Origin of the sequence: Rhizobium sp. AN68 (assembly GCF_030758035.1) — a bacterium.
Lineage (GTDB): Bacteria > Pseudomonadota > Alphaproteobacteria > Rhizobiales > Rhizobiaceae > Agrobacterium > Agrobacterium tumefaciens.
In genome coordinates, this window is record NZ_JARWMI010000002.1 from 1,755,037 (window position 1) to 1,775,325 (window position 20,289).

Genomic DNA, 20,289 nt, shown 5'->3' on the forward strand with positions numbered 1-20,289 from the left:
TTTCCTCACTTGACCGGATAGCTGAACGATGTGCGGGAGATGAGGGAAAATACCCCCATCATCAGCGAGGAAATGACCAGATAAAGCAGAGTGATCGAGAAATAGACCTCAAAGGAGCGGAAGGTGTCCGCTTCAATCTGCTGGGCCACCGAGGTCAGCTCGTAAGCCGCAATCGAGGTACAGACCGAAGTGGTCAGCGTCAGCATGATGAACTGGCTGGTGAGTGACGGATAGACCGCCCGAAGCGCCGGCTTCAGAATGATGTGCCGGAAGATCTGCGCCCGGTGCAGGCCAAGCGCCAATCCCGCCTCAACCTGGCCCTTGGGAATGGAATCGACACCGCCGCGAATGATTTCAATGGCATAGGCGCCGCCGTTCAACGCAAGCGCAATGATGGCCGTGACCGTGGGGTTAAGCTTGATGCCGATTTGCGGCAGGGCGAAGAAGATGAAGAATATCTGCACCAGAAACGGCGTGTTGCGAATGGCTTCCACGAACCCGATGACCAGACCGCGCAGCAGCTTGAAGCGCGAGCGGCGGGCCACGACGCCGAGAACCCCGATGACGGTGGCAAGCGACATGCCGGCGATTGCAAGGCCGATCGTTGCAAGACAGGCCAGAAGCAGCTCGGGCAGACGGTCTATGACCGCCGAAAAATCGAGACTGTAAGACATATTTCCTCCCAACCCGTTCGGGTCCGAACAGACGTTTCGCCTTGTTCGCATCGCTTTGGAAACCCTGTGGCTCCAAAGCCCTCCGTTTGTTTTTACCGTGCCGGGGAAGCTCCACACTTCTGTGCCAGCATAGCGTTAACCTGAATGTTTGTACCAGTTAGTTCAATTTTGTGTCAAGCGCCAACTCCGGTTAGAAACAGCTTAAAGATCACTTTTTCTTCATTCATCTTGTTCAAGAAAGTCGTTTTTTATCAACGACTAATGTGATTGGTCGCAAGCGTTTTCATCGCGCGCCCGCGCCATTCCCATCTCGCTGGCAGGAGCGCCCGAAGGCCGCTCAGTCTTCGCGAAAATCTGTCATTCCTTCTTTATTCTTCGCTTGCTCCCAGCCGGTCGATCTGCCCCGCGAGGCGCTCGGCGATCAGGAGTGAGGACCCCGTTGCCGTCACCATTTGCGGCAGCGACAGCCATTCGAGCATCCAGCCCGCGCCCGAACGTTCCTGTTCGTGAACGAGAGACTGGTGCAACGCCGAAATCTGCACGGCGTTGAAGCGTGCCAGCGTCACCAGCGTTTCCGCATTGACCGGGTTCTGCTTGTGCGGCATCGCCGAGGAACCACCCCCGCCGCTCATGCGAATTTCGGCGCCGACTTCGGCCAGAAGCGCGATATCCTGCCCGAACTTGCCAAGCGTGCCGGTGACGAGCGACAGCAGATTGGCAAGCTCGGCGATACCGTCGCGCTGGCTGTGCCACTGCGGCCTGTCAGAAAGGCCGAGACGCTTTGCGAGATCGGCGCGGACAGTGCCGGCATTGTCGCCGAGCTTTTCCAGCGTGCCGGCCGCACCGCCGAACTGGACGGCAAAACCGTGCTGCAAAAACGTGTCGATCCGAACCAGATGCCGTTCCAGCGGATCGATCCAGCTTTCCACCCTGTCGCCGACCGTGATGGCGATGGCGGCCTGCATGCGGGTATATCCCGTCAGCGGGTTGCTGCCATCGCGGGCCGCAATATCACCCAGCGTATCGATGAGGCGGCCGAGCCGTGCCGCGATGATTTCCGCTGCCGCCTTCAGCCGCAGCATCAGGCTGGTATCGATGACATCCTGGCTGGTGGCGCCGAAATGCAGCTTTTCCGCCGCAGTACCGGCAACCGCCGCCCGCATCTGCCGGACAAGTTCCGGCACCACAACGCCGTCCTTGGCGACGCCATGGCGAAGCGCGGTGGTATCGGCGGCAAAATCGGAAAGGCGGGAGACGATCGCATCCGCCGCATCCGCTTCAATGACGCCGGCCCCGGCTTGCGCCTGCGCCAGCGCCGTCTCGAAACGGATCATGGCATCGATATCCGCTCTGGCCGAAAACAGCTCAACGATTTCGCTGTCGCCAAAAAGGCCGGAGAGAAACGGATGTTCGAAGGGGGAAAGGCTCATCTCAGGTTACGGCTCCGCTCAGATATCGAAAAACACGGTTTCGCCCTCGCCCTGAAGGCGGATATCGAAACGATAGATGTTTCCTTCCTCCTTTTTGGCGACAAGGGTGGCGATGCGGCTTTTCTGCTCGACGCGGGCAAGGACCGGATCGGCGGCATTGGCCTCCTGCTCCTCGGGAAAATACATGCGGGTTTGCAGGCCGATATTGATACCGCGCGCCACGATCCAGAAAGTGACGTGCGGCGCCATCCACCGGCCGTCGCGGAAGGGCACCTTGCCGGGCTTGATGGTGTCGAAGATGAATTCGCCGGTATCCATGTCGCCGGGCGAGCGGCCCCAGCCGGTGAAATTCGGATCCGCCTTGCCGCGTGTTTCGCTGGGGCTGTTGTAATAACCGTCCGTATCCGCCTGCCAGATTTCGATCAAGGCGTCCTTCAGAGGCATGCCAGCGCCGTCGTAGACCGTGCCACGCACGCTTATGCGTTCGCCGCGAGCCTTGTCGTTATAGAGCGCGCCGGAGCCCAGGTCCTTTTCGAACACGCCCTCGATGCCAACGAAATTGGGGGTGCAGCCGATATGGACATATGGACCTGCCGTCTGCGACGCTGATTCCTTGAGATAACCGAGCGGCTGGACCATGATCAGTTGCCTTCCTTGCGATTTTCGAAAAACGTGGAGCGGCGGCCGCGAAGCACGATGTCGAACTTGTATGCCAGCATGTCCATGGGAATGTTTGAATTCATATCCAGCGGCGCGATCAGCCGCTTGATCGCATCCTCGTCCGGGATGGTTTTGACGATCGGACATTTCCAGATCAGCGGATCGCCTTCGAAATACATCTGAGTTATCAGCCGCTGGGCAAAACCGTGGCCGAAGACCGAGAAGTGGATATGGGCAGGCCGCCAGTCGTTGACGCCGTTCGGCCAGGGGTAAGCGCCAGGCTGGATGGTCTTGAACCAGTAATAACCGTTCTCATCCGTGATCGTGCGGCCGACGCCGCCAAAATTCGGATCGATGGCGGCGAGATAGGTTTCCTTCTTGTGGCGATACCGCCCGCCGGCATTGGCCTGCCAGAATTCCACGAGCGCACCGTCCACGCCGCGGCCGCGCTCGTCCAGCACCCGGCCGTGGACCAGAATACGCGGGCCAATCGGCATTTCGCCAGGGCGGGCATAATTGAGGATCAGGTCGTTATCCAGCTCGTTCAGCAGGCTGTGGCCGAAAACCGGCCCGGTGATCTCGCTTTTGGTGCCTTCCAGCGAAATCAGGGCGCGCTGCGGAGAACGCAGGATAGAGGTCTTGTACCAGGGAGCATAGGCCAGCGGATGAATATCGCGGTCGCGTGCGAAGAACGGCCCGGTTTCGGGCTTTGTATTACTCATTTCGTCTCCTCCTCGTCGCGGGAACTATCGGCTTTCATGCCGGCCAGAGCAAGCTTGGCGGTCTTGAAAGCGTGGTTGGCGGCGGGCACGCCGGCATAGATTGCGACATGCAGCAGCGCTTCGCGAATATCCGCTTCGGTGGCGCCGGTATTGGCGGTGGCGCGCACATGCATGGCAAGCTCCTCGTCCTGACCGAGTGCGGCAAGCAAGGCGATGGTGACCATCGAGCGCTCGCGCTTCGTCCAGTGGTTACCGGACCACACCGTGCCCCAGGCCGCTTCGGTGATGAGCTGCTGAAACGGCTGGTCGAACCCCGTCGTCACCGTCTGCGCGCGGTCGACATGCGCGTCACCGAGCACGGCGCGGCGCGTTTTCATGCCCTGCTCAAATCTCTCGTTCTTGTCGATATTGTCCGCCATCTGTCAGTGCTCCGGCAAGGTCTTCAGAAAATCACCGACCGCCTGCGCATAGGCGAGCGGTTGTTCAAGGCAAGGAATGTGGCCGCAGCGTGCAATGGTGGCGAGACGGCTTGCGGGAATGAGGTCCGCCAGTGATTGCACCAGTACTGGCGGTGTCGACCCGTCTTCATCGCCCGCCACGCAGAGCGTCGGAACAGCGATGCGGCCCGCTTCGTGCGTGAAATCGGCATCGCGTATGGCGGCGCAGGTGCCGCTGTAACCGGCCTCCGGCTGTTGGGAAAGCATGTTGCGCGCGCCCGCATAAACCACGTTGTCCGGCTGGCGAAAGGCTGGTGTGAACCAGCGCTCCATCACCGGATCGATCAGCGAGGCAAGGCCGTCAGCGGCGATCTTGTCGATGCGCGCGTTCCACATCTCGGCGGTGCCAATCCTGTGGGCGGTATTGCTGAGCACAAGGGCACGCACGAGATCGGGACGCCGGGCATAAATTCCCTGTGCAACCAGTCCACCGACCGACAGACCCCAGATGACCGCATTTTCGACGGAAAGATGATCGAGGATGGCAATCAGGTCGTCCGCGTGATCGTCTATCGAATAGGCAGGGCGGCCGATATCGGACAGGCCATGGCCACGTTTGTCGTGCAGGACGAAAGCATATTTGTCGCCAAGTTCCGCAATCACCGCATCCCAGATACGGAAATCGGTGCCAAGCGAATTGATAAAGGCGATGACCGGCTTGCCGCTTTCCAGTTCGTGCGCACGATAATGGATCGCGTTTTCGCCACAGCGCAGAAAATGCATGATGTACGTCCTCCTGTTGACGATATTGCAAGCACGTTCCGGTTAAGTAAAATGACATTATCGGTGAAAAATATAACCAATGGATTATATGTTCGATGGTCGAGCAGCGTATAAAGTTCCGGCATCTTCAGACCTTCGTGGAGGTGGCGCGCCAGAAAAGCGTCATTCGTGCGGCGGAAATCCTGCATGTCAGCCAGCCGGCGGTAACGAAAACCATCCGCGAACTCGAGGAGATTCTCGGCGTCTCGCTGTTCGACCGCGAGGGGCGCGGCATCCGCATCAGTCGCTATGGCGAGGTGTTCCTGCGCCATGCCGGGGCAACGATGACGGCACTTCGCCATGCGGTCGATTCCGTCTCGCAGGAGGCGGCGCGTGCCGGCCCGCCGGTTCGCGTCGGTGCCTTGCCGACCGTATCGGTGAGGATCATGCCGAAAGCCATGGCGGGATTTCTTTCGGAAAAAACCGGCAGCCCTGTCAAGATCGTCACCGGTGACAATGCCGTTCTTCTGGAGCAGTTGCGCGTCGGCGATCTGGATCTCGTCGTCGGGCGCCTGGCTGCGCCGGAAAAGATGGCGGGCTTTTCCTTCGAGCATCTCTATTCCGAAAAGGTGCGGTTCGTCGTGCGCGCCGGCCATCCGCTGCTGTCACCGGGCATTTCGGTTTTCGATCACCTGCACGAGTTCCCGGTATTGATCCCCACCCGCCAGTCGGTGATCGGTCCCATCGTCGAGCAGTTCTTGATCGCCAATGGGGTGCCGGCCTTGCCGATCCGCATCGAAACGGTATCGGATGCGTTTGGTCGCGCGTTCCTGCGCACCAGTGATGCCGTCTGGATCATTTCGGAAGGGGTGGTCGCAGGCGATGTGGCGGATGGAACTCTGGCGATCCTGCCGGTCGATACCGGCGATACCAGCGGCCCGGTCGGATTGACGGTGCGGGCCGATACGCAGCCCTCACTGCCGCTGTCGCTGCTGATACAGGCCATTCGCGAAGCTGCGCGCGAACTGCTCGACCCGAAGCCCGAAACTGTTTCCTAATAGGGAAGCCCGACATAGTTTTCCGCAAGCGCCGTGGAGGCAGCGCGGGAATGCACGAGGTAATCCAGCTCCGCTTCCTGGATGCGCTGGCCAAATTCGCCGGTATCGGGAAAGCGGTGCATCATTGTCGTCATCCACCAGGAAAAGCGTACGGCCTTCCAGACGCGGGATAGCGCTTTCTGCGAATAGGAATCGATGCCTGCTTCCGACCCTTCACGGTAAAATTCGACCAGCGCCTCGCTGAGATAATGCACGTCGCTGGCAGCAAGGTTGAGGCCCTTGGCGCCGGTTGGCGGCACGATGTGGGCGGCGTCGCCCGCCAGAAACAATCGCCCGAAGCGCATCGGTTCGCACACGAAGGACCGAAGCGGTGCAATGGATTTTTCAAATGACGGCCCAGTCACCAGGGCATCGGCGTGGTTTTCCGGCAGGCGGCGGCGGATTTCATCCCAGAAGCGCTCATCGCTCCAGTCCTCCGTCCGGTCTTCCAGCGAACATTGCAGGTAATAGCGGCTGCGCGTGTGCGAGCGCATCGAACAGAGCGCAAAACCACCTGGGATGGTTGGCATAGATGAGTTCGTGGCTGACGGGTGGCACTTCGGCCAGAATACCGAGCCAGCCGAAGGGATATATTTTTTCGAATTCCTTGATCGACCGCTCAGGCACGGATTTGCGGCTGACGCCGTGAAACCCATCGCATCCGGCAATAAAATCACAATCGATCCGGTGGCTTACGCCGTCTTTCTCATAGGTGACATAGGGGCTGGTACCATCGAAATCATGCGGCTCCACATTCGAGGCTTCATAGATTGTGGTGAGCCCCGCTTTTTCGCGGGCATCCATCAGGTCGTGCGTCACCTCCGTCTGACCGTAGACCATTACACGTTTGCCGCCGGTAAGATCGAAGAGGTCGATACGGTGATCGCGCCCGTCAAAGGCCAGCGAGAAACCGTCATGTGGCAGACCTTCCTTGTGCAGGCGTTTGTCGGCGCCAACCTTTTCCAGAAGGTGCACTGTGCCTTCTTCCAGCACCCCGGCGCGGACCCGACCGAGGATGTAGTCCTTGCCGGCCCGGTCGAGAATGACGGTATCGATGCCTTCATTGGCAAGCAGCTGACCAAGCAGCAGACCCGAAGGGCCGGAGCCGATGATGACGACCTTGGTGCGCATTATTTTCCTCCCGGAATTGTCTCCTGTCAGGAAATTGACCAAAGCGCGCGACAAGCTCAATGGACTTTCTGATCCGTAAATTGCACAATTCGACCATGATGCGGGGAGCTGGGGTGACATGCGGGTTGCGGCGAATGAAGGCCTATATGGCGAGGAGACTGCGCAAGGAACCGCTTTCCGCTTTCATTGCGAGACGCTTTTTTCCAGAAGCAGCCTGCATCGCTTTGAAATCGGCCTGCACCGGCATGCCGCGTTCCTGCAAATCTTGTACATTTGGGGCGGCGAGGGCGATGCATTGCTGGATGGCCTCACCGAGGCTATCCGCCCACCGGTCGCCATTGTCGTACCGCCGGGTTTCGAGCACGGCTTTCGTTTTTCGCGTGATATTGGCGGGGTGATCGTCACCGTGCTGCCGGGCGCGCTTGCCGCATCCGTGCAGGCGCTGCTGCTGCGGAATTTCCAGCAGCCCGTGTTGTTGCCGTTACAGGATTTCTCCGAGGGCGAGCGATTGCGCAGGGATTTCGAACATATCTCCGCGGAGTATGAAAGCCACGAGATAGGCCGGGAGGCGATGATCGAAGGTCAGCTTGCCACCGTGGCTGCACTTCTTGCACGAGCGGCGCGGCCTCTACTGGAAAGAACCGGGGAAGGCCCTGCGGAACAGCGCTTCGAACTCCTGCTGTCACTGATCGCCCGACATATTCGCGAGCCGCGCAAGGCGGCGTTTTATGCGCAGAAGCTCGGCCTTTCCGAGACCCATCTCAACCGTCTCGTCCGTTCCGTTTCCGGCCTCAGCCTGCAACGGCTTGTTGCCAGGCGCCAGATCGAGATCGCCCAGCAGGAACTGATCTTCACCGTATCGACCGTGCAGATGATTGCGGAAGATCTCGGTTTTGCCGACCCGGCCTATTTCAACCGCTTCTTCAAGCGGGAAACAGGCATGACACCGCGGGCATGGCGATTGGCTGAACGGCGGAAAATGGGAGATGACGGCGCGGCTTCGGCCTCACCTCAGGCAAGCATTCTCCCCAGCTCACGCTGGACGGAAAGCAGTGGCGGCAAATAACGTTCCACCAGATCCTCCATGGACGCTACCGAGGCGGCAAGCCCGACATTGAGTGCTGCGACCGTCTGCCCGCGCACCATTTTCACCGGCACGGCAATGGAGCGAAGGCCGATCTCCACCTCCTGATCGATCAGGGCATAACCACGATTGCGGGTCGCCTCGAGTTCGTCAAGCAGGGCGTCGATACCGGTCATCGTCTTTTCCGTCCGTGCCACCAGCCGCGAGTGTTCCAGGACCTCGCGCTGCCGTTCCGGTGTAAGGGCTGAGAGGAGAACGCGGCCCATGGAGGTGCAATAGGCGGGCAGGCGCGAGCCAGGCATGAGGGCGATGGACATGACCCGCTGCTGGGCGGCGCGCGCCACGTAGACGATTTCGGTATCGTCCAGAATGGAGACTGATGTGCTGTGGCCGATCTCTTCCGAAAGACGGTCGAGAAGGGGCTGGACGATGCGCGGCAGCGGCATGGTGGCAAGACAGCCGGTGCCAAGCCGCAGCACCTTGGGCGTCACAGTGAAGAACTTGCCGTCATAGGCGGCGTAACCCATTTCCGACAGTGTCAGCAGACAGCGCCGCGTGGTGGCGCGGTCGAGCCCGGCGATTTCTGCCGCGTCGGAAATGGAGAGGCGTGGACGCTCGGCGCTGAACGCCTCGATCACCTTCAGCCCCTTGGCGAGACCGCCCATCATGTCTCTTTCGTTGACGGCCATGTCGCGGCTCCAGTTGTGCGATATACAAACAAAAATCATATAACGCACAAAATTGTTGCCGTCGAGGCGGATTCGGATTTAGCTCTGCGCCAAGCAGCCTTGCGAGTTCCCATTGCTGGGCTGGATGGAGGATTGATATGGACAAGACAATCAAAAGCGCGGCTGATGCCATTTCCGGTATCGGCGACGGCGCGACGGTGATGATCGGCGGTTTTGGCGGCTCCGGCGCGCCCATCGAGCTGATCCACGCCCTGATCGACAAGGGACCGAAAAACCTGACGGTCATCAACAACAACGCCGGCAATGGCCGTATCGGCATTGCCGCAATGATCGATGCGGGCATGGTCAAGAAGATGATCTGCTCGTTTCCGCGCTCTTCGGATCCGCGCGCTTTCACCGACAGATATCTGGCCGGCGAAATCGAGCTGGAACTTGTGCCGCAGGGCACGCTTGCCGAGCGCATCCGTGCCGGTGGCGCCGGCATTCCGGCATTCTACACCCCGACTGCCTTCGGCACGGAGCTTGCCAATGGCAAGCCGATCGCCGAATTCGACGGCCGGTCGTATGTTCAGGAACGCTGGCTGAAGGCGGATTTCGCCATCGTTAAGGCTGAGCTTGGCGATACCTACGGCAATCTCACCTACAACAAGGCGGGGCGCAATTTTAACCCACTGATGTGCATGGCGGCAGCCACCACCATCGCCCAGGTCTCCAAGATCGTCGCTGCCGGCGAGATCGACCCCGAGCATGTCGTCACGCCCGGCATTTTCGTCAACGGCGTCGTGGAGATCGCCAATCCGCAACAGGAGGAAATCCTCATTCGTGCGGGAGTAGCCTACGCATGACCCAGCCAATCAACACTCGCGACGATATCAAGCTTTCCAACGCCCAGATCGCCTGGCGCGCGGCGCAGGACATCGAGGATGGAGCTTACGTCAATCTCGGTATCGGTTTTCCCGAAATGGTCGCCCGTTACCAGCCGCCCGGCCGTCAGGCTATCTTCCACACCGAAAACGGCATCCTGAATTTCGGCGAAGCGCCGCCGGAAGGTGAAGAGGACTGGAACCTCATCAATGCCGGCAAGAAGGCCGTGACGCTGAAGCCGGGTGCCTCCTTCTTCCACCATGCCGACAGCTTCGCCATGGTGCGCGGCGGGCATCTGGATGTGGCGATCCTCGGCGCCTATCAGGTGGCGCAGAATGGTGATCTCGCCAATTGGCGCGTTGGCTCCAAGGGCGTGCCCGCCGTTGGCGGCGCCATGGATCTGGTGCATGGCGCCAAGCAGGTTTTCGTCATCACCGAACATGTGACGAAGAACGGCGAGCCGAAGCTTGTCGAAAAATGCGCCTTTCCGCTGACTGGCGTCGGCTGCATCACCCGCATCTACACCAGCCATGCGGTGATTGACGTCGTGGATGGCCGTTTCGTTTTGCGCGAAAAGCTGGCGGCGATGAGCTTCGATGAATTGCAGGCCATGACCGGCGCGCGTCTCCATGTCGATGGCGAAGTCGCCGATCTTGTCGCCCCGGAACTTTGAGGAACAACCGATGACCGATGCATTCATCTGCGACTATATCCGCACACCGATCGGCCGTTTCGGCGGTGCATTGTCTTCAGTGCGGGCTGACGATCTCGGTGCTGTGCCCTTGCGGGCGCTTGTCGAGCGTAACCCGTCCGTGGATTGGGAAGCCGTTGAGGACGTGATCTTTGGCTGCGCCAACCAGGCGGGTGAAGATAACCGCAATGTTGCCCGCATGTCACTGCTGCTGGCAGGCCTGCCGGTTTCGGTGACCGGAACCACCATCAACCGGTTGTGCGGTTCGGGCATGGACGCTGTCATCGCCGCTGCCCGTGCCGTCAAATCCGGCGAGGCGGAATTGATGATCGCAGGCGGCGTGGAAAGCATGAGCCGCGCGCCCTTCGTGCTGCCCAAGGCCGAAAGTGCCTTTTCACGCAATGCCGAAATCTACGACACGACCATCGGCTGGCGTTTCGTCAACCCGCTGATGAAGGCGCAATATGGCGTCGATTCCATGCCGGAGACCGGTGATAACGTCGCCGTCGATTATCAGGTCTCCCGCGAAGATCAGGACGCCTTTGCCGTTCGCAGCCAGCAAAAGGCAGCCGACGCGCAGGCCAATGGCCGCCTCGACAAGGAAATCGTCTCGGTCACGATCCCGCAGCGCAAGGGCGATCCGCTGGTGGTGTCTAAAGACGAACATCCGCGCGCGACGAGCCTTGAGGCCCTTGCAAAGCTGAAGCCGGTCAACAAGCGCGACGGTGCGACAGTGACGGCGGGCAATGCATCCGGCGTCAATGACGGTGCGGCGGCTCTCATCATCGCTTCGGCTGAAGCCGCAAAGAAATACGGCCTGACGCCGATTGCCCGCATTCTCGGCGGAGCAACTGCCGGCGTTCCGCCGCGCGTCATGGGCATCGGCCCTGCGCCTGCCTCAGCCAAGCTTCTGGCGCGTCTAGGCCTGAAACAGGAAGAGCTTGACGTGATCGAGCTGAACGAAGCCTTCGCCAGCCAGGGTCTCGCAACGCTTCGCCAGCTCGGCATTGCCGATGACGATGCGCGGGTGAATGCAAATGGCGGCGCGATTGCGCTTGGGCATCCGCTTGGCATGTCCGGTGCGCGCATTGCCGGCACCGCAGCACTCGAGCTTTCTCTGACCGGCAAGCGTTATGCGCTTTCGACCATGTGCATCGGCGTCGGGCAGGGCATTGCCGTGGCGCTCGAGCGGGTCTGACGGGACCGCGGCATTCGGTTCTGTTGAACGGTCCGGATGCCGCTGCCGCCGTGTCTTCAGCTATGTCGGCAGGTGCTCAGGAACTCCACGCATGATTTTCTCGCGTTGGTGCATTCCAACTCCCCTCATTCCTGTGCTTGTCGCAGGAATCCAGCCGACGCGCGCCTGCGCGGCGGAGGGAGTCTTTTCAGCCCAAGGATTTGGGCTGGCTGGATCTCTGTGACAAGCACAAAGATGAGGGAAGTGGAAAAGCAGGCCTCGCACCGGACACCCCAGCCATCAATATTTATGCCGCGTGCTATGGCACCCCTCGCCGAAATCTCGGTTTGCGTTGGATTCTATCATGATCTGTGACATGTTTTGCGGGGTATGACAGGATTCTTTCCGTGTAAGGGGTGTCTTCATGAAGCGTCCGACAATCACAGATGTTGCAAACGCCGCCGGCGTCAGCGTTGCGACTGTCGACAGGGTATTGAATGGTCGCCTGCCGGTGCGGGAGGAAACCTCGCGGCGGGTGTTCGAGGCGGCGGAAAAGATCGGTTTCCATGCCACCAACATTATCCGCCAGCGCATGCTGGCCGATCTGCCGTCCTATAATCTCGGAATCATTCTGCGGAAAGAACGGCACTCCTTTTACCAGGCATTTGCCGATGAGCTGGAGCTTGCGGCGCGTAACGTGAGGGATCGCCATCTGAACCTGCGCATCGAATTTGCGCAGTCGGGCGAGCCGAGCGAGCTTGCGGCCCTTCTGTCCGGCATGAAAGGTCGGGTGCAGGCCGTTGCGGCCACCGGGCCTGACCATCATGACGTTACGGCGGCCGTTGAGGCGCTGAAGGCGAAGGGTATTCCCACCTTTTCCCTGCTTTCCGATTTCGCGCAGGGTGTGCGGGAGGCCTATCTTGGCGCGAATAACATGAAGGTCGGGCGCACGGCGGCGTGGATGATCTCGCGGCTGGCGCGCAGCAAGGGCAAGGTGCTGCTATTGCTAGGTGGCCACCGTTTTCACGGCCATTCACTGCGGGAAACCGGTTTTCGCAGCTATATCAGGGAATATGCGCCGGAATTTGAGGTGATGGATGCGCTGATCACGTTGGAAACGCGGCGGCTGACCTACGAGCTTGTCATGGACACCATCGCCAAACACCAAGATCTCATCGGCATCTATTGCATCGGCGGCGGCATGGAAGGTGTGATCGAGGCCTTGCAGCAGGAGAACCGCCAGGAAACCATCGTCTGCCTCGTCAACGAGTTGACGCCGGAATCCCGTCAGGCGCTGCTCGAGCGGCGTATTACCGGCGTGTTCCAGACACCGCTTCGCGAACTATGCACGGACCTTGTTGCCACGATGGTTCACACCATCGAACACGGCATGGCGGAAACGCCGGGACAGAGATTTGTGCCCGCTCATCTATGGGTTCCTGAGAGCCTTTGATCGTTTGATAGATTCTATCATAAATGCCGCGTCTATTTCTATCAGCCATGATGGTTTTGCCCGCCGAAGACGCGTTGACGCCGGCCCCGGACTAGGATCATGTTGCCGGCATGTGGAGCGGGCAGGAGGCTGATCCACGACAATAACGATGTTTCAAGGTTGCCGAACGCCGCAGATTTCCATCTTCGGCGACGGGTATCCTTTTGCCGGCGATCGGCTGTGGCGCGATGCACTTGCGGCTGTGCGACCGGTTTCTTTTCAAGAGTTTCGGAGGAGGATGACATGAAAAGACATTTTGCGATTGCGGCTCTGGCCACCATGCTGGCGACCACGGCTTCGGCTCAGACCATCGGCGTTTCGATGGCCCTGTTCGACGACAATTTCCTGACCGTGCTGCGTAACGGCATGATCGACTATTCGAAGGGCATGAGCGGTGTCTCGCTGCAGATCGAGGACGCCCAGAACGATGTCGGCAAACAATTGAGCCAGGTGCAGAACTTTGTCGCGGCTGGCGTCGACGCCATCATCGTCAATCCCGTCGATACGGATGCGACGGTGGCGCTTTCGCAGGCGGCTGCCGCAGCCGGCATTCCGCTTGTCTACGTCAACCGCCAGCCGGTCAATCTCGACAACCTGCCGGACAAGCAGGCCTTCGTCGCTTCCGATGAAAAACAGTCGGGAACGTTGCAGACGCAGGAAGTCTGCCGGCTTCTGAAGGCTGCCGGCAAGACGGAAGCCAAGGCCGTGGTGATGATGGGCGAACTCTCCAACCAGGCGGCGCGCATGCGGACTGAGGACATCAAGGAGGTCGTCGCCACTCCGGATTGCAGCTTCATCAAGCTCGTTGAGGAGCAATCAGCCAACTGGTCGCGCACGCAGGGGTCGGACCTGATGACCAACTGGCTCTCGGCTGGCGTTGAGTTCGATGCGGTGATTTCCAACAATGACGAGATGGCGATCGGCGCGATCCAGTCGTTGAAGGCGACCGGCCGGCCGATGGACGGCGTCATCATTGCGGGTATCGACGCGACCCAGGATGCACTTGCCGCGATGGCGGCGGGCGAACTGGATGTCAGTGTTTTCCAGAATGCCGCCGGCCAGGGCAAGGGCGCGGTGGATGCCGCGCTGAAACTCGCCAAGGGCGAGACGATCGACAAGAAGGTCTTCGTGCCCTTCGAACTCGTCACGCCCGCCAACCTCAAGGATTATCAGGCGAAGAACTGAGGCCAGCATTCACTGGGAATGCCGGCAATAAACCAAGGGGCCGCTCATGGACAAGCAGGCCCAAGGCCGCGGTCTCTTCTCCCGGACCGCGGCCTAACCTGTCCGCAACGACCTCAACAGATACCGACGACAAGGAAGCGTAAATGCGCATCGCCATCGACCCGTTCATGCACCGCCATCTCAGCCTCGAGGCCCTTCCCGCCAAAGTTAGGGAGCTCGGCTACGACTGGATCGAGCTCAGCCCGCGCGCCGATTTCCTCGAATGGTTCAAGGCGCCACGCGTGTTTCCCGAAAGGATCCGCTCGTTCAAGAAGGCGCTGGCGGCCGAAAACGTCAAGATTGCCTCGCTGCTGCCGATGTATCGCTGGGCCTCCAATGACGAGACCGAGCGGCAGGCGGCAGTGAAGCACTGGAAACGCGCCATCGAGATCGCCGTCGAACTGGAGGTCGATACGATGAACTCCGAATTTGGCCGGGGACCGCATCCCGACAAGGGTTCCTGCTATTGCTGCCATACCGGCTCGATGATCGAGGCCTGCGAGGATGCCTGGTGGCGTTCAATGGAAGAACTTGTGCCGATCTTCGAGCGCGAAGGCATCAATCTGCATGTCGAGCCGCATCCGGAAGACTGGTGCGAGACACTTCAGCCGGCGCTCGACATCATCCGCACCGTCAATTCGAAGAATGTGAAGTTTCTCTATTGCGCCCCGCACACCTTCTATTTCGGTGACGACACCAAGGCGATGCTGCGCGAAGCGAAGGATGTGCTCGCCCACGTACATGTCGGTGATACCTTCAATCACAAGGCCAGTTCAGGGCTGCGCTACATTCTCAACCCGCCCGGCACGCAGGCGCGCGTGCACCAGCACTTGAACATCGGCCAGGGTGAGGTGCCGTGGGACGACTTCTTCGGCACGCTTTCCGAAATCGGCTTCGACGGCATCATGACCTCCTGTGTTTTCGCGTGGGAGGACAGGGCCGATGAATCGGGCAGGTTCATGTGCGCCGAGATCAACAACTATATCGAAAAGTACCGCAAGTGAGGTTTTTCCCATGACTGTGAGAATTGGTGTCATCGGCACCGGCGCGATTGGCCGTGACCATGCCCGCCGCATCAACAAGGTCCTCGGAGGCGCAAAGGTCGTGGCGCTGAGTGACGTCAACCCTGCATCCGCCGAGGCGGTGAAGAACGACATTGCTGCGGACGCCGTCATTTTCGCCACCGGCGAGGAACTGATTGCATCGCCGGATGTGGACGCCGTTCTGGTGACATCCTGGGGTGCCACGCATGAGCAATATGTGCTGGCCGCCATTGCCGCCGGCAAGCCCTGCTTTTGCGAAAAGCCGCTGGCGACAACGGCGGAAGGGGCAAAGCGCATCGTTGACGCCGAGGTGGCGCAGGGCAAGCGGCTGGTTCAGGTGGGCTTCATGCGCCGTTATGACGCCGGTTATGTGGCGTTGAAACAGGCCGTCGACACCAAGATCGGCGCGCCGATCATGGTGCACGCCGCCCATCGCAATCCGGCGGTTCCGGAGCAATATGTGACTGCTATGGCCATCCACGACACGATGATCCACGAGATCGACGTGCTGCGCTGGCTGCTCGACGATGATTATGTTTCGGCGCGGGTCCTCTTTCCCCGCTCGGCGGCCAGAAGCCATGCGCAGCTGAAGGATCCGCAGATCGTCATTCTGGAGACCACCAGGGGCACGCTCATCGACGTCGAAATTTTCGTCAATTGCCATTATGGCTATGATATTCAGTGCCAGGTGGTGGGAGAGGATGGCATCGCCAGCCTGCCAGAACCGATGTCCGTCCAGACCCGCCTTGGCGCCAAGCTGCAGAACGATATCCTGACAGACTGGAAGGATCGCTTTATCGCGAGCTATGATGTCGAGCTGCAGGATTTCATCCATGCGGCGGCGAAGGGGACTGCGGCCGGACCAAATTCCTGGGACGGTTACGTGGCCGCCATCACATCCGATGCCTGCGTCGCCGCGCAGGAAACCGGTGGCGCTGCGGTCGCCATCGACCTTCCCGCGCGTCCTGCCCTTTATAAGTGAGGATATCTCATGCGTTTTGCCATCAACCACATCACCGCACCAAAACTCTCCCTCGAGGACTTCTTCGCGACAGCGCGCAATCTTGGCCTTAGCGAAGTCGAAATCCGCAACGACCTGCCTGACATCGTCGGCGCGGTGGACCCGGCTGCCGTGAAGGCCGCGGCCGAAAAGGCCGGTGTGACGATCATCTCCATCAACGCGCTATACCCATTCAACGTCTGGTCGGGTGATCTGCCAAAAAGGGCAGTCGTGATGGCTGATTACGCCGCCGCAAGTGGCGCTAAGGCGCTTGTCATGTGCCCGCTCAACGAGGGCCGACAGGTACCCTTCGACGATCTCGTGGCCGCGCTGAAGGCCATGAAGCCCATCGTCGCGGAACGTGGGCTGATCGGCCTTGTCGAACCACTCGGTTTCCCCGTCTCGTCGCTGCGCACCAAGGCTGAGGCCGTCAAGGCCATCGACGCGGCAGATGGAGGCGATGTCTACAGGCTGGTGCACGACACTTTCCATCATCATCTGGCAGGAGAGACGGTGTTTTTCCCCGAACGCACCGGCCTCGTCCACATATCAGGCGTGACAGACCCCGCTGTCTCCGTCGCCGACATGCTGGACGCCCACCGCGTTCTGGTGGATAGCGACGACCGGCTGGAGAATCTTGCCCAGATCAGGACGCTGGAGGCAGCTGGCTACAAGGGGCCTTACAGCTTCGAGCCTTTCGCGGCTGAGGTGCACGAGTTGAAAGACCCGGCTGCTGCCGTCAGAGACAGTATCGACCATATCTCCCAGGCGCTATGACCGCCTCACCGCCTGCGGTTTGCTGCAGGCGGTGCTTGCGTTCGAATACGCGCTGATTGGTAGAAAACACAGAGAAATCAATTCCGCTTTTACGGATGATGCTGTAATCTTTGCGTGACAAAACAGAGCAGCAATCGGGCTCGGGTATTCTTGAAATCAACTGCTTTGTGCCGGTTTCTTGCCTGCCCCATCCTTAAAAGAGCGGGTGAATTTCCCTTTTATGAAAATAGACAGGAAAACGACGCTTAAGGATGTGGCGCAGCAGGCGAATGTTTCGCTCAGCACCGCTTCGCACGCCCTTAACGGCACGGCCCCCCTGACCACGCTGGTGCGCGAGCGGGTGCTGGAAGCGGCCCGTTCGCTCGGTTATCTCGAAAACCGCCGGCAGAAGGCGACGATTGCGACCCTGCGCGTGGTGTTGCTGGCAATGACCAACGATGCGGCTCCGCAAAGTGATCTCAACATGGTCAGCTGGACGATGCTGAACGGCTTCCGGCGCGAATGCGAACGGCGCGGCATTCGCATCGTGCCCTTCGTCAGCGCCACAAGCCGGCTTGACCCTGTCGCGGTGGCGCAGGCGGCGGATGCCGACAATGTGGATGGCATCGTGGTGTTGAACGATGACCGGTCGCAACTGGTTCAGGCGCTTTCGGCGCTCGGCAAACCGGTGGTGCTGATCAATGGCGAGGACCCGGCCATGATCGTAGATACGGTGACGGCCGAGAACCGTTTCGGCGCCCGCCTCGGCATCGAGCACCTGCTTTCCCTTGGGCACCGCAATATTTTGCACATTACCTGGAAGGGGCGCACGACGATCCGCCGCCGTTACGACGGCTATAGCGACGCATTTCTTGCGGCGGGGTTTCCGGTGCCTGCGGATATGGTCATTGAGGTGGAGAGTTATGAACCCCAATGGGGCGAAACCGCCATTCGTCGCCTGCTGGCCGAGGAGCGCCCGCTCAGAAATGCAACGGCGATTTTCTGCGCTGCCGACAATCTGGCCCTTGGCTGTCTGAAAGCACTGACGGATGCCGGTGTCCGGGTTCCCGATGACGTTTCGGTATTGGGTTTTGACGATATCATGCCGGCGGCCTTCAGTGCGCCGCCGCTCAGCACCATTCAATTGCCCGCCGACAGGCTGGGTGGTGCGGCACTTTCCCTGCTGGAGCAGCGGCTTGTCGCCGCCGACCCGACCCGGCCTGCGCACCGGCTGGAACTTGGCTGTCGACTTGTGCTGAGGGGCAGCATCGCACCGCCCCCCAAGTGATACCGAGCTTTTACTTCATGCCCGTCCCAGCAATGCCTGTCGTGATATAGCGTTGCAGGAACAGGAACACGACGGTGACCGGCGCCAGGCTGAGGAAGGTCATGGCAAGAATATAGTGCCATTGCACCGAGAACTCGCCCTGGAAGGCGTTCAGACCCACCTGCAGTGTGAAGTTCTCGCGGCTGCTGAGGACGATCAACGGCCAGAGGAAGTCGTTCCAGCGCCACAGCACCGAGAAGATTGCGAGAACCGCTAGTGCAGGTGCCGTCAGCGGCAGGATGATGCGCCAGAAGATGCGGAATTCGCTGGCCGCATCGACGCGCGCGGCTTCGATCAGTTCGTCCGGGATCGTCAGCATGTATTGCCTGAGCAGGAACACGCCGGTTGGCGTCGCGACGGTGGGAATGATGACACCCCAGAGATTGTCAACGAGGCCGACACCGACAATAACAAGATAGGCTGGCACCATGACGACGGTAAGTGGGATCATCAGCGTGGAGATGATCAGCACGAAAATCGCCTTCTCGCCGCGGAAGCGGTATTTCGAGAGAGCAAACGCCGCCATGGCGTTGACGATCAAGGTTAAAACGGTCGCGACAACAGTGACGAAGACCGAGTTTTTCAGGAAAGTCAGGAAGTTGAACTGGGTCAAGGGATCGGTAAAATTCTGCGTCGCGATCGTCAGTTTCTGGACGGGCGACATTTCGCGCGTGTCGACGCTGACCGGCGGGCCGGGATTGGCCGGATCCACCATCTGCGCCTTGATGCCAACGCGCCGGACCATGGCCATCTCCCGCGCCATGCCGTCGATGGTGACGGTCCAGAGGCTGAGCGGCCTGTCATAACCTGGAACTTCCACCTGCACGGCGGCGCGCGGCAGAAGGCTCGGCGGAAACCGTGTGATCTCGGCTTCCGGCTTCAGCGAAGACATGGCGGCCCAGACAACGGGTATGAGCACCGCGAGCGTTCCGCCAATGAGCCACACCCAGGAGAGAATATCGGTGAGGCCGATCCTGCCGGGGCGGCGGGTTCGCGTCAGGAAAGTGACTGCGTTCATATTGCCGGACATGATCAGGACTCCATCTTTTTGCCGAGGCGCAGTTGCACGAGCGTCAGCGCGAGAAGAACAAGGCCCATCAGAACCGATGCGGCGGATGCGAGGCCGAAGAGCCTGAGATCGCTGCCGAAGGCCATCTGGTAGATATATTGCACCACGAATGTATTGGCCGTGCCCGGCCCGCCGCCATTGGTCAAAACCCAGGCTTCATCAAATATTTGCACTGAGCGGATCATCAAAAGGATCAGTACGACGAGAAGGTTGGGAGCCAGCAGCGGCAGGGTGATGCGCAGCAATGTGCGTCGGGGCGAAGCGGCGTCGATTGCGGCTGCTTCATAAAGGTCTTTGGGAATGGCCTGCAGCCCTGCCAGCAGGATGAGCGTGTAAAAGCCCATGTGGAACCAGACGGATACGACCACGACGAAGAAGCGCGACCAGCCGACATCCAGCAGGAAGATTTCCGGCGGCACGCCGAGCATCTGGAAGAAGGCGTTCAGCAGTCCGTTGCGGTCAAGGAACCATTTCCAGATGAGGCCGATGACGACAGGTGACAGCAGCACGGGATAAAAGAACATGGCGCGGAAGAAGCCGCGCGCGGCAATCGCCCTGTTAAGAATGAGGGCCGTGACCAGCGCGACGAACAGCGTGGCGACAACGTTGAAGCCGACGAACCAGAGCGTGTTCCAGATCGCTGTCCAGAACAGCGATTCCCGGCAGCTTCCGGGGTCCATATAGCTCTGGCAATCGAGTAGCTTGCCGAAATTCTCCAGACCGACAAACGGACGGTCTGTGATCAGCAGCTCGGTGCCGCCGGTAAAGGCGTAACCGACGGCAATGGCAATCGGCAGGAAGGTGAAGATGCCGAAGAGAACGAGGTTCGGCATCAGGAAAATATAGGGCATGCGTCTTTTGCCGATCAGCCGCTCTATGAGGTTGAGCGGCACTTCGGCAATCGCCATCACGGCGTCGAGCACGCGGTCGGACAGTCTCGCAAGCGTCGGATTGGCCATG

20 protein-coding genes and 1 pseudogene are annotated in these 20,289 nt (G+C 60.0%); 11 read left to right on the forward strand and 10 right to left on the reverse strand.

The genetic code is table 11. The annotated features are described in order from the left end of the window. Window positions 1-5 precede the first annotated feature (5 nt). From RBH71_RS11415 to pcaD, 6 genes are all read right to left on the reverse strand, one after another. Window positions 6-674, reverse strand: a complete 669-nt coding sequence (locus tag RBH71_RS11415; RefSeq protein ID WP_004431026.1) for an amino acid ABC transporter permease — start codon at window positions 672-674, stop codon at window positions 6-8. A 368-nt stretch (window positions 675-1,042) separates the two neighbouring features. Then, window positions 1,043-2,104, reverse strand: coding sequence for a 3-carboxy-cis,cis-muconate cycloisomerase (locus RBH71_RS11420; RefSeq protein ID WP_111795293.1), 1,062 nt, complete (start codon window positions 2,102-2,104; stop codon window positions 1,043-1,045). A gap of 18 nt (window positions 2,105-2,122) precedes the next feature. Beyond that, on the reverse strand, window positions 2,123-2,743 hold the full coding sequence (pcaG, locus tag RBH71_RS11425) for a protocatechuate 3,4-dioxygenase subunit alpha (RefSeq protein ID WP_004431030.1): 621 nt from the start codon (window positions 2,741-2,743) through the stop codon (window positions 2,123-2,125). Between the two features lie 2 nt (window positions 2,744-2,745). Continuing rightward, on the reverse strand, window positions 2,746-3,486 hold the full coding sequence (gene pcaH / locus RBH71_RS11430; protein WP_004431032.1) for a protocatechuate 3,4-dioxygenase subunit beta: 741 nt from the start codon (window positions 3,484-3,486) through the stop codon (window positions 2,746-2,748). Beyond that, the gene (gene pcaC / locus RBH71_RS11435; RefSeq protein ID WP_004431033.1) at window positions 3,483-3,905 is read right to left on the reverse strand and encodes a 4-carboxymuconolactone decarboxylase; all 423 of its coding nucleotides are present in this window, start codon (window positions 3,903-3,905) and stop codon (window positions 3,483-3,485) included. Before pcaC ends, pcaH begins: the two co-directional genes overlap by 4 nt. A 3-nt stretch (window positions 3,906-3,908) precedes the next feature. After that, a complete protein-coding gene (gene pcaD, locus RBH71_RS11440; protein WP_111800737.1) occupies window positions 3,909-4,706 on the reverse strand; it encodes a 3-oxoadipate enol-lactonase in 798 nt (265 codons plus the stop codon). A gap of 95 nt (window positions 4,707-4,801) precedes the next feature. Between pcaD and pcaQ the strand changes: the two genes are divergently transcribed. Then, on the forward strand, window positions 4,802-5,743 hold the full coding sequence (pcaQ, locus tag RBH71_RS11445; protein ID WP_019567002.1) for a pca operon transcription factor PcaQ: 942 nt from the start codon (window positions 4,802-4,804) through the stop codon (window positions 5,741-5,743). On the opposite strand, the pseudogene pobA reads toward pcaQ, so the two are convergent. Next, window positions 5,740-6,913 (reverse strand): annotated as a pseudogene (gene pobA, locus RBH71_RS11450) (4-hydroxybenzoate 3-monooxygenase). The gene pcaQ and the pseudogene pobA overlap by 4 nt on opposite strands. A gap of 118 nt (window positions 6,914-7,031) precedes the next feature. Between pobA and RBH71_RS11455 the strand changes: the two are divergent. Continuing rightward, window positions 7,032-7,979 carry a helix-turn-helix domain-containing protein gene (locus RBH71_RS11455; protein WP_038495095.1) on the forward strand — a complete coding sequence of 316 codons (948 nt, stop codon included), beginning with the start codon at window positions 7,032-7,034 and terminating at the stop codon, window positions 7,977-7,979. Here RBH71_RS11455 and RBH71_RS11460 read toward each other — a convergent pair. After that, the gene (locus RBH71_RS11460; protein WP_323687299.1) at window positions 7,925-8,686 is read right to left on the reverse strand and encodes an IclR family transcriptional regulator; all 762 of its coding nucleotides are present in this window, start codon (window positions 8,684-8,686) and stop codon (window positions 7,925-7,927) included. The genes RBH71_RS11455 and RBH71_RS11460 overlap by 55 nt on opposite strands. Window positions 8,687-8,823: 137 nt before the next feature. Here RBH71_RS11460 and RBH71_RS11465 point away from each other — a divergent pair, with 137 nt between their 5' ends. From RBH71_RS11465 to RBH71_RS11505, 9 genes are all read left to right on the forward strand, one after another. Then, window positions 8,824-9,531 (forward strand): 3-oxoacid CoA-transferase subunit A, encoded by a 708-nt coding sequence (locus tag RBH71_RS11465; protein WP_038495098.1) that lies wholly within the window; start codon window positions 8,824-8,826, stop codon window positions 9,529-9,531. Further along, window positions 9,528-10,223, forward strand: a complete 696-nt coding sequence (locus tag RBH71_RS11470; RefSeq protein ID WP_038495101.1) for a CoA transferase subunit B — start codon at window positions 9,528-9,530, stop codon at window positions 10,221-10,223. The genes RBH71_RS11465 and RBH71_RS11470 overlap by 4 nt, the downstream gene beginning before the upstream one ends. A gap of 10 nt (window positions 10,224-10,233) precedes the next feature. Next, the gene (gene pcaF, locus RBH71_RS11475; RefSeq protein WP_019567006.1) at window positions 10,234-11,439 is read left to right on the forward strand and encodes a 3-oxoadipyl-CoA thiolase; all 1,206 of its coding nucleotides are present in this window, start codon (window positions 10,234-10,236) and stop codon (window positions 11,437-11,439) included. Window positions 11,440-11,842: 403 nt separating this feature from the next. Beyond that, on the forward strand, window positions 11,843-12,871 hold the full coding sequence (locus RBH71_RS11480) for a LacI family DNA-binding transcriptional regulator (RefSeq protein WP_111800740.1): 1,029 nt from the start codon (window positions 11,843-11,845) through the stop codon (window positions 12,869-12,871). 282 nt (window positions 12,872-13,153) lie between these two features. Continuing rightward, window positions 13,154-14,095, forward strand: coding sequence for a sugar ABC transporter substrate-binding protein (locus tag RBH71_RS11485; RefSeq protein WP_111795301.1), 942 nt, complete (start codon window positions 13,154-13,156; stop codon window positions 14,093-14,095). Between the two features lie 143 nt (window positions 14,096-14,238). Further along, window positions 14,239-15,138 (forward strand): sugar phosphate isomerase/epimerase family protein, encoded by a 900-nt coding sequence (locus tag RBH71_RS11490; protein WP_004431052.1) that lies wholly within the window; start codon window positions 14,239-14,241, stop codon window positions 15,136-15,138. Window positions 15,139-15,148: 10 nt separating this feature from the next. Continuing rightward, on the forward strand, window positions 15,149-16,159 hold the full coding sequence (locus tag RBH71_RS11495; RefSeq protein ID WP_111800741.1) for a Gfo/Idh/MocA family protein: 1,011 nt from the start codon (window positions 15,149-15,151) through the stop codon (window positions 16,157-16,159). Window positions 16,160-16,168: 9 nt separating this feature from the next. Then, entirely contained in the window at window positions 16,169-16,954 is a 786-nt protein-coding gene (locus RBH71_RS11500; protein WP_111800742.1) for a TIM barrel protein, read from the forward strand. A gap of 220 nt (window positions 16,955-17,174) precedes the next feature. Then, window positions 17,175-18,221 (forward strand): LacI family DNA-binding transcriptional regulator, encoded by a 1,047-nt coding sequence (locus tag RBH71_RS11505; protein WP_179784459.1) that lies wholly within the window; start codon window positions 17,175-17,177, stop codon window positions 18,219-18,221. 10 nt (window positions 18,222-18,231) lie between these two features. On the opposite strand, the gene RBH71_RS11510 is transcribed toward RBH71_RS11505, so the two are convergent. Together RBH71_RS11510 and RBH71_RS11515 are read right to left on the reverse strand one after the other, a co-directional pair. Beyond that, a complete protein-coding gene (locus RBH71_RS11510) occupies window positions 18,232-19,278 on the reverse strand; it encodes a carbohydrate ABC transporter permease (RefSeq protein ID WP_188348448.1) in 1,047 nt (348 codons plus the stop codon). A gap of 14 nt (window positions 19,279-19,292) precedes the next feature. Then, complete coding sequence (locus RBH71_RS11515; protein ID WP_004431062.1) at window positions 19,293-20,288, reverse strand: carbohydrate ABC transporter permease; 996 nt, start codon at window positions 20,286-20,288, stop codon at window positions 19,293-19,295. Window position 20,289: the final 1 nt, after the last annotated feature.